Here is a 9,552-nt window from a genome sequence, read left to right as displayed (position 1 = left end):
TCAAGAAAGTAGGACACCTCATGGGAAGCAATTCCGTAGCCGTCGTCGCCGACCTCGGTGAGAGCTTCGGCAACTACACGATCGGTGATGACGCCGCCCTGCTCACCCTCGTCACCTCCTCGAACATCGCGTGCGGCTTCCACGCCGGTGACCCGCGCATCATGGACCGCACCGTCGCCGACTGTGTCGAGCGGGGCATCGAGCTCGGCGCCCACCCCGGCTACCCCGACCTCGTCGGCTTCGGCCGCCGGCTCATCGAGGCCACCGAGGAGGAGATCCGCACGGACGTCCTCTACCAGCTCGGCGCACTCGACGCGTTCGCCCGGGTGCACGGCGGCACCATCAGCCATGTGGCCCCGCACGGCCGTATGGGTTCCATCGCCCAGACCGACGCCAAGCACGCCCGTGCCATCACCGACGCGATCGCCGCGTACAACACCGGCTACATCGTCATCTGCCAGCGCGGTCTGCTCGCCGAGGAGTCCCGCAAGCGCGGCCTCGAGGTCGGCTATGTCTTCCTGGCGGACCGCGGTTACGGCGACGACGGTATGCCGGTGCCCCGCTCGCACGAGGGCGGCCTGATCTACGACCCCGAACTCATCGGCCGGCGCTCCGCCCAGGTCGTCCAGGAGGGCACCGTCCGCTCGGTCAACGGCAATGTGGTCCCCCTCGGCCACGACGCGGACGTCCTGCTGCTGCACGGTGACCACCCGACCGTGCTGGAGAACGGCACCGCCGTACGGGCCGCACTCGACGCCGCCGACATCCGGGTCACCGGACTGCGGGACGTCCTGGCGGAGAAGGCACAGAAGACGGAGGCCGCGCTCGCCGGCTGACGTCGAGCGCACCAGGCGATGACCACAGCACAGTACGGCGCCATCACCGTCGAACCCTTCGGGGACTCGGCGGTGATGGTGACCATCCCCCACGCCGACCAGGCCATCCGCAGAGCCGCGACCGTCGCCTTCCGCGACCGGTTCCTGGCACACCGCCCGCACGGTGTGCTCGACGTCGTCTCCGGTCTCGAATCCCTGCTCATCGAGTTCGATCCGCTGCGGACCGCACTCGAGCACGTGGAGTACGCGGCGCGTCTGGTGGCGCGGTGGGCGCCGGCCCCGTCGGACCGTACGGACGGCGGGCGAGCCGTACGGACCTTCGCGATTCCCGTCGTCTTCGACCACGACAACGGTCCCGACCTGGCCTCCGTCGCCGAAGAGCTGGGGCTCGCGCCGTCCGGGGTCGTCGAGGCGATCGCGGAGTCCACCTTCACCGTCGCTCTCCTCGGCGCGGCGATGGCCCCGATGATGGACGGCCTGAAGGTACCCGGGCCGGTGCGCCGCCGTGCCGAGCCACGGACCGACGTCGCCCCCGGAGCCGTCATGATCGCCGGTACCAACGCGATCATCCAGCCGTTCCCGGGACCGACCGGCTGGCGGGTTGTCGGCCGCACCCCGCACACCATCGTCGACATCTCCCGCCCGGACCCCGCCGCGTTCGGGACGGGTGACATCGTGCGCTTCGTGCCGGTCACCCGGGATGAGGCCGAGGCACTGAACGCCGGATTTCCGCTGCCGACGGGGGAGGGCGCATGAAGACCGTGGCACTCGAGATCACCGGCACCGGCTGGATCACGACGTTCCAGGACCTCGGCCGGACCGACACCGAACGCCGCGGAGTGCCCACCGGTGGCGCCGCCGACCAGCATTCGGCGACCGTCGCGAACCTCCTGGTGGGCAACGCTCGGAGCGCGACCCTGATCGAGAACCTCGGAGGCGAGCTGGCGTTCGTGCCCGACGCGGACGTCCTGGTCGCCGTGACGGGTGCTCCCGCCCGGGTCACCGTCGCGGGCGGGCCGGTCGAGGCCTGGTCGCCGCTGGTCGTTCCCGCCGGGCACGAGGTACGGGTCCGCGGCGATATGACCAGGGGAGCCCGCGTCTATCTGGCCGTGAACGGCAGAATGGCCGCGCGGACGCTGCTGGGCAGCGCGGCCCCGGACGCCCGGATGGGATTCGGGCAGAACCTCGCCCCGGGCTCGCGCGTACTGCTGGAAACGGGGTTCGGCGGATTCGGCCGCGGTCGGTTCGAGCCGCCGTTGTTCCGGCTCCCGGTCCCCGTGCCCCGCTTCGACGACGGCCCCTGGGTCATCGACGTCGTCGCCAGTCACGGCGGCCACGCGATCCCCGGCATCCGCGAGGTGGTCGAGGAGTCGGCCTACGTCGTCACCCCTCGCTCCAACCACGTCGGACTCCGGCTCGACGGCCCCGTACGGCATCCGGACACCGACACCGAGATCGTCTCGCACGGGGTGCCCATCGGGGCGCTGCAGATCCCGCACGCGGACGAACTGATCGTGCTCGGCCGCTACCGGAGCCTGACGGCGGGCTATCCGATCGTCGGCGTCGCCGCCCGTGCCTCCTTGCCGATGCTCGGGCAGGCCGGCCCCGGCCGGGAACTGCGGTTCCGCTGGATCGACCGCGAGAGCTCGCTGCGGCAGTTCGCGCGGCGCGCGGCGGAGGTCAGGACCCTCGGGCAGGCCGCCGCCGAGGCGTTCGGCGCCCTCGGTTTCGAGGAACCCTTGTCACACACTAAATGAGAAGATATTCTCACTTGCAATGGGGATCGCAGATGACTCATGGAGGAGGAGCGGTGGCACCGTCGGCCGGCAGGATCGCGCTCATCACGGGAGCGGGCAGCGGGATGGGCCTCGAGACCGCCCGGCTGCTCGCCCGCGACGGCGCGACGGTCGTGCTGCTCGGCCGCAGGCAGCGGGTCCTCGACACCGTCGCGGCCACGATCCGCGCCGAGGGCGGCACCGCCCTTCCCCTCGCGGCGGACGTCACCCGCGCCGAGGACGTCGCCCGCGTCGTCGAACAGGTCCATGCCGCGCTCGGCCCGATCGACATCCTCGTCAACAACGCGGGGAGCGCCTCGTCGGTGCTCAACCCGCAGTGGCTCCCGCACGACGAGTGGCGCCAGGTCCTCGAGGTGAACCTCACCGCGGTCTTCCAACTCACCCAGGCCGTCCTGCCCGACATGCTCGGCCGTGGCACCGGGACGATCGTCACCGTCTCCTCGCTCGCCGCCGTCAACCCCAACCTGCTGGGCGGGGCCGCCTACGGTGCGGCCAAGGCCGGGGCCCGCAACTTCATGACCTTCCTGCACAACACCTTCCGCAACCAGGGGCTGCGAGCGATCACCGTGCTGCCCGGGGAAGCGGACACTCCCATCCTCGACAACCGCGCCCGGCCTCCGGAGCCGGAGGAGCGCGCCACCATGGTGCGGCCGGAGGACGTGGCCGAGGCCATCCGCCTCGCCGTCACCCTTCCCCAGCGCGTCGTCCTCCAGGAGATCGTCGTGGCCCCCACCCGGCAGCGCGACACCTCCGACGACCTCGAGATCAGCCGCTGGGCCGGAGCGCCCGCCGACGCCGCACCGCCGGCCTGACCACCCGCCACCAGGAGGAGCGCATGCCGCCCACCGTCACCACGCAGCCGCCCCGGTTCGCCACCGCCGACGCCGTCGCCCGGATCGCGGCCGCGTCCCGCCGGACGCAGCAGCCGCAGTCCCGGGCCGACCTCGTCTCCCTCGCCATGGGCGAACCCGATTTCGACACTCCCCCCTCGGTGACCGAGGCGGCCCAGGCCTCGCTGCGCGCCGGACGGACCCACTACTCGCCGCTGCTCGGCGAACCCGCCCTGCGCGAAGCACTGGCCGGGAAGCTCGCCACCACCGCCGGCGCACCGGTCTCCGCGGCCGACGTCCTGATCACCCAGGGCGGCACCGCCGGCCTCGCCGCCTCGATCCTCTCCATCGTCAACCCCGGTGACAAGGTGGTCATCCCCGACCCCACCTACTCCCTCTACGCCGACCTCGTCGCGATGGCCGGGGGTGCCGTCGTCCCCGTCCCGCTCGGTCCTGACCTGCACTGGGACCTCGACCGGCTCGCCGACGCACTTGACGGCGCCAGGCTCTTCGTCTTCTGCAACCCCGTGAACCCGACCGGGATCGTCCACGGCCACGAGGAGCTCTCCGCGCTCGCCGAGCTGCTCGACGGCACCTCCACGATCGTCGTCTCCGACGAGGCGTACTCCGACCTGGATTACACCGGGCGGCTCTTCACCTCCGCGGTCTCCCTCGACGGGCTGCGCGAGCGGACCGTCTACTGCCAGACCTTCTCCAAGAGTTACGCGATGACCGGCTGGCGCGTGGGTTATCTCTGGGGTCCGTCGCCCCTCATCCAGGCGGCCGCACGCGTCCACAACACCTTCAACGGGTCGGTGAACACCTTTATCCAGGACGCCGCGCTCGTCGCGGTGGAAAACTGTGCGGATGACATCGCCCGGATGCGCGCCGCCTACGAGGAACGCGGCGAGATCATGCGTGAGGAACTGGCCTCGATTCCCGGTCTCACCCTCAGCGCGCCCGAGGGGGCCTTCTACCAGTTCCCGCGGTACGACCTCGATCTGCCCTCCGTCGATGTCGTGGCGGCACTGCGCGCGCACGGGGTCGCCGTCCGGCCCGGAAGCGAGTTCGGGGCCCGGGGCGAGGGGCATCTGCGCCTGTCGTACGCCGCCGGCCCGCGGTCCATCATCGAGGGTGTGCGCAGGCTGGCCCACGGCCTCGCCGCCCTGCGATGAACGCCGTCCCGGACGCGAGGAGGAGTCGCCCCATGCGGAGTGACACCGAGCGCAACCGAAGGCACCTCATCAGGGCGGCCGCACGACTCTTCGAGAACTCGCCCACCCCGGTCAGCCTCGCGGAGATCGCCAAGCATGCCGAGGTGTCCACCGCGACCGCCTACCGTCACTTCTCCTCCGTGGAGGAGGTCCTGCACGCCTTCCGCGCCCAAGTGGGCACCGAACTAAGGGACTTCAGCTCCGCGCAGACGACCCGGGGCATGCGCAAGCTCGACGCGGTGTCGCGGTACTGGGTGTCCCTGGTCCTCGAGCACGGCGGTGCGATGGCGCAGATGCGCTCGCACCGCGGCTATCTCGAGCGACTTCGCGAGGGCACCGGCTACCTCACCCCGCAGGCCGAAGCGCTCACCGAGCCACTGCGGCAGACCGCCGAGGAGCTCGGTCTGGGGGACCTGGGCGACGAGGCCCTGTATCTGTGGAACGCGTTGTTCGACCCCCGGGACATCCTCGACCTCATCAAGAGCGGACGAACCGAGGACGAGGCGGCCACCCGCCTCATGGGCGCACTGCGCGGAGCCCTGATCGGGTGGTCGGCGGCCCGGCACGGCACGCCGGACTCCGGTCTGGGCTTTTCCCCACTGAAGGCTGACACCGGCTGAAGTACGCTGTCGGCGCACTTCCGCGCCTGAAGCACAGCTCGTGCCGGGCCGGCCGGCCCGCATGCGAACGGAGAGAACAGCGCACATGGACGTCAGTGCCTACCTCGAGGCCGTCTACGGCAATCTCCATCGACGGGATCCCGCGGAAACGGAGTTCCATCAGGCAGCACACGAAGTCCTACAGGCGATAGGACCCGTGCTCAAGGCCCACCCGGAGTACCAGCACGCCAGGATCGTGGAACGGCTCTGCGAGCCCGAACGACAGCTGATGTTCCGGGTCCCGTGGGTGGACGACCAGGGAACGGTGCAGGTCAACCGGGGTTTTCGGGTGGAGTTCAACAGTGCGCTCGGCCCGTACAAGGGCGGGCTGCGGTTCCACCCCAGTGTCAACCTCGGCATCGTGAAGTTCCTGGGCTTCGAGCAGATCTTCAAGAACGCGCTGACCGGCATGGCGATCGGCGGTGGCAAGGGCGGTTCGGACTTCGATCCCAAGGGCCGCTCGGACGGCGAGGTGATGCGCTTCTGCCAGGCGTTCATGACGGAGCTGTACCGGCATCTGGGCGAGCACACTGATGTGCCCGCCGGGGACATCGGAGTCGGCGGCCGTGAGATCGGCTACCTCTTCGGCCAGTACAAGCGGATCACCAACCGCCACGAGTCCGGCGTGCTGACCGGCAAGCCGGTCGGCTGGGGCGGATCGCATGTCCGCACCGAGGCCACCGGCTACGGCGCGGTGTTCTTCGCCCAGGAGATGCTCGCCACGCGCGGCCAGGACTTCGACGGACGGCGGGCCGTGGTCTCCGGATCGGGCAACGTGGCCATCTACGCCATCGAGAAGGTCCACGCCCTCGGTGGACGGGTGGTGGCCTGCTCCGACTCCTCCGGCTATCTGGTCGACGAGGACGGCATCGACCTGGAGCTGCTCAAGGAGATCAAGGAGGTGCGCCGCGAGCGGATCTCCGCCTACGCCGAGGTGAAGACGGCGGCGCGGTTCTCCGCCCGGGGGTCGGTGTTCGACGTGCCGTGCCAGGTCGCGCTGCCGTGCGCGACCCAGAACGAGCTGCACCAGCAGGACGCCACCGCGCTGACGAAGAACGGTGTGCTGGCCGTGGCCGAGGGCGCGAACATGCCGTGCACGCCCGAGGCGGTCGAGGTCTTCCGCGGCGCGCGGATTCTGTTCGGTCCGGGCAAGGCCGCCAACGCGGGCGGGGTGGCGACCTCCGCACTCGAGATGCAGCAGAACGCGTCCCGCGAGAGCTGGAGCTTCGAACGTGCCGAGGACCAGCTCGCCACCATCATGCGACAGGTGCACGCGCAGTGCCGCGCCACCGCGGAGACCTACGGCGGTGACGCCGACGACTACGTGCTCGGCGCCAACGCCGCGGGCTTCCTCCGTGTCGCCGAGGCCATGACCGCCCAGGGCGTCGTCTGAGCACTGTCGTCGGCATGACGAGGCGGGGGCCGCATACGCATGGGCCCCCGGCCTCGGTCACGGGCGCGCCGCGACGCTCCGATGGGGCAGCTACGGGGCCGACGGTCCGGTCCAGTCGGCGGCCACATGGCCGATGCGCACCCGCTGCGGGTGGTCGCCGACCGATACGGACGCGGTCTTCTCGCCCGTCGCGAAGTCGATCGCGGTGACCCGGTCGGCACCGCTCTCGGAGACGACGCACGAGGTGCCGTCGCCGCTCACCGTCGCCCAGTACGGCTTCGAGGTCGGCACCAGGGGGCCCTCCTGGAGTGATTCCCGGTCCACGACGGTCGCGTAGTCGTCCATCGTCCCGGCCACGCACAGCTTCTTGCCGTCGGGGCTCATCGACAGGCCGTGGTGGCGGGAGTCGTTGACCCAGGTGGTGCGGTCCTCGCTGGTCTGAGGGTTCTTCGGGAGGGTCTTCGCGCGGGTGATCTTGTCCTTGGCCACGTCGTACTCCAGGAACCCGTTGAAGAAGGAGACCTGGAAGTAGAGCTTGGACTCATCGGGGGTGAAGGCGACGGGCCGGACGGCGTCGGACAGGTCCTTGCGGCCGAAGGCGTCGAGCCGCTCGCGCATGTCGATGACCTTGACCTGCCGATATGTGGTCGTGTCGACCACGGTGATGTGCCGGTCGCCCTTCGTCCAGTCCATCGACGGATCGTCCAGGTCGGTGTTGACCTCACCGATCGACATGTTCCAGAGATACTTGCCGCCGTCGGTGAAGACGTTCTCATGGGGCTTGTCACCGGCGGAGAACGAACCGAGCTGCTTCCCCGTCTCGATGTCGAGGACATGCACCGTGTTCGACGTCGAAGCCGATACCGCGACGCGTTTGCCGTCCGGGGACACGGCCATGTGGTCCGCGCGGAACCCCGACACGGGGAAGCGCCAGTTGACTTTGCCCGTCGCGACGTCGATCGAGACCACGTCGGCGAAGCTGGGCCGGGAGACGACGATGGCGGAGCCGTCCGGGGTCGAGTACATGTCGTCCACGAACTGGTCGTGCCCTTCTCCCGGCCCCAGCCGGATCCCCAGGAAGAAGGCGAGCTTGATGGGGTTGAGGTAGATCTCGGTGAGCCGCTGGTCCTTGTCCGGTATGACGTTGATCCGGCCGATCCTGGCCAAGTCGCCGGTGGACTTGATGACGTCGGCGGTGCCGTCCCAGTTGTTGCCCACGAACATCACCTCCCGCAGGCCGGCCGTCTTCGGCTGTGCGGAGGCGCTCACCGCCGTGGAACCGGTCACGGCCAGCGCCACGGCGGCGGCGAGGGAGAGCATCATTCGGGTGGAGCCACGGTGCTCGGGAAGCATGGTCACTCCATTGGAGGTGGGGGTCTGTCATCGTTGGGGCGCCACCTACTGGAAAGTAATGAAGGCGGATGCCGCTCACAAGAGCTCTGACGGCAAAAAATGACAGACTCTCAACTTCCCGTGCACCGGGTCGATACTTCGGGTGGAGGACTGCTATCCCTCGGGTTATGGCTTGATGCCGACCCCGGCCCACAGACTGACGTCGGCGTCGCTCGGCGCCGGGCCGTCGTCCCGGGCCACTCCGCCGTCCTCGGTGGACGGCCGCCAGCGGTGGCCGACGACGATACCCGGCTCGATCAGGTCCAGACCGGTGAAGAAGTCCGCCACGGCCGCCTTGTCACGGAATCGCACCGGCGTTCCGGCCCGGTGGTAGATGTCGGTGACCTTCTGCCAGGTCTGGGGGTCGAAGTCCGGTGTGCAGTGGCTGAGGGCGAGCGCGCTGCCCGAGGGCAGCGCGCCCATCAGGCGGCGGACGAGCCCGTGCGCGTCCTTGGCGTCGGTGATGAAGTGCATGAGTGCGTTCAGGCTGAGGGCGACGGGCTTGGTCAGGTCCAGCGTCTCGAGGAGCTCCGGGGAGCGCAGTATGGTCTCGGGTTCGTTGACATCCGCCCTGATGTAGGCGGTGCGGCCGCTCGCGGAGCTGTTGAGCAGGGTCTGTGCGCGGACGAGGACCATCGGGTCGTTGTCCACGTAGACGATCCGCGCGTCGGGTGCCACGGACTGCGCCACTTCATGCAGATTGGGCTTGGTCGGAATGCCGGTACCGATGTCGAGCCACTGCCGGATGCCGTGGTCCCGGGCGAGCACGCGCGTGGCGCGGTGCATGAACGCGCGGTTCTCCCTGGCGCACACGAAGATGCCGGGGTAGGAGCCCGCGACTCTGTTGGCGGCCTCCCGGTCTGCCTCGTAGTTGTCCTTCCCGCCGAGGTAGAAGTCGTACATGCGGGCGGAGTGCGCCTTGTCCGTTCGCAGGTTCAAGGCATTCGGCAGTTCGTGAGTCATGCGGGCTCCGGGGTGGGGGTGTGCCCTTCAGTGCCAAGTCGCACGGTCAGGTTAGGCGCTTCCCAGCGGCATATGCGCGAGAGTCGGCCAATCGCGGGCGAGCGGGCCGGTTGCTGGGCTCGGAACGCCTCGGCCGGTTGTGAGATGACGCCCTGTCGGCCGTCCCGCCTGAGAAGATCGACAGAATTTACGCGATGTTCCCCTGGTGGATAAAGCCGGTGAGCCATCGGAACGACAGATGTCCGACCGTCAGTTCTGCGGCTGGGGGCGGGTGTCGAGGGCGGCGAGCGGCACGGCGGAATGAGGGTAAATCGGATATCGCCCCCGGGGCTCGCCCCCTCATCACTTACTGTTGATCAATAAATTACCGGCCGGTATTGGTCCGTGGTCCGGATGGACCTTGTCAGGTGTGTGCGCCGACTGCTTTAGTGGCGCTGCCATCCGATAGGGAATTCCCTAGCGGAGGGCC

At 69.4% G+C, this 9,552-nt stretch carries 9 protein-coding genes; 7 read left to right on the top strand and 2 right to left on the bottom strand.

Annotated features, from left to right (window positions below):
* The first annotated feature begins 20 nt into the window (after positions 1–20).
* The 7 genes from JK364_RS40075 (at position 21) to gdhA (ending at position 6,728) form a co-directional block, all read left to right on the top strand.
* Entirely contained in the window at positions 21–836 is an 816-nt protein-coding gene (locus tag JK364_RS40075; protein WP_201856338.1) for a 5-oxoprolinase subunit PxpA, read from the top strand.
* 18 nt (positions 837–854) lie between these two features.
* Positions 855–1,592, top strand: a complete 738-nt coding sequence (locus JK364_RS40070; RefSeq protein WP_201856337.1) for a 5-oxoprolinase subunit B family protein — start codon at positions 855–857, stop codon at positions 1,590–1,592.
* On the top strand, positions 1,589–2,593 hold the full coding sequence (locus JK364_RS40065; protein ID WP_201856336.1) for a 5-oxoprolinase subunit C family protein: 1,005 nt from the start codon (positions 1,589–1,591) through the stop codon (positions 2,591–2,593). The genes JK364_RS40070 and JK364_RS40065 overlap by 4 nt, the downstream gene beginning before the upstream one ends.
* Before the next feature lie 53 nt (positions 2,594–2,646).
* Positions 2,647–3,444, top strand: a complete 798-nt coding sequence (locus tag JK364_RS40060; RefSeq protein WP_201856335.1) for an SDR family oxidoreductase — start codon at positions 2,647–2,649, stop codon at positions 3,442–3,444.
* Positions 3,445–3,467: 23 nt separating this feature from the next.
* Entirely contained in the window at positions 3,468–4,637 is a 1,170-nt protein-coding gene (locus tag JK364_RS40055) for a pyridoxal phosphate-dependent aminotransferase (protein ID WP_201856334.1), read from the top strand.
* Positions 4,638–4,669: 32 nt separating this feature from the next.
* On the top strand, positions 4,670–5,296 hold the full coding sequence (locus JK364_RS40050) for a TetR/AcrR family transcriptional regulator (protein ID WP_201856333.1): 627 nt from the start codon (positions 4,670–4,672) through the stop codon (positions 5,294–5,296).
* A gap of 85 nt (positions 5,297–5,381) precedes the next feature.
* The gene (gene gdhA, locus JK364_RS40045; RefSeq protein WP_201856332.1) at positions 5,382–6,728 is read left to right on the top strand and encodes an NADP-specific glutamate dehydrogenase; all 1,347 of its coding nucleotides are present in this window, start codon (positions 5,382–5,384) and stop codon (positions 6,726–6,728) included.
* A gap of 90 nt (positions 6,729–6,818) precedes the next feature.
* On the opposite strand, the gene JK364_RS40040 is transcribed toward gdhA, so the two are convergent.
* On the bottom strand, positions 6,819–8,081 hold the full coding sequence (locus JK364_RS40040; protein ID WP_201856331.1) for an outer membrane protein assembly factor BamB family protein: 1,263 nt from the start codon (positions 8,079–8,081) through the stop codon (positions 6,819–6,821).
* Between the two features lie 165 nt (positions 8,082–8,246).
* Positions 8,247–9,083, bottom strand: coding sequence for an SAM-dependent methyltransferase (locus JK364_RS40035; RefSeq protein ID WP_201856330.1), 837 nt, complete (start codon positions 9,081–9,083; stop codon positions 8,247–8,249).
* Between the last annotated feature and the right edge of the window lie 469 nt (positions 9,084–9,552).

It is taken from the genome of Streptomyces endocoffeicus (assembly GCF_016741935.1).
GTDB lineage: Bacteria > Actinomycetota > Actinomycetes > Streptomycetales > Streptomycetaceae > Streptomyces > Streptomyces endocoffeicus.
Note: the sequence above shows the minus strand (reverse complement) of the source record. Positions and strands in the feature narration are given on the sequence as shown.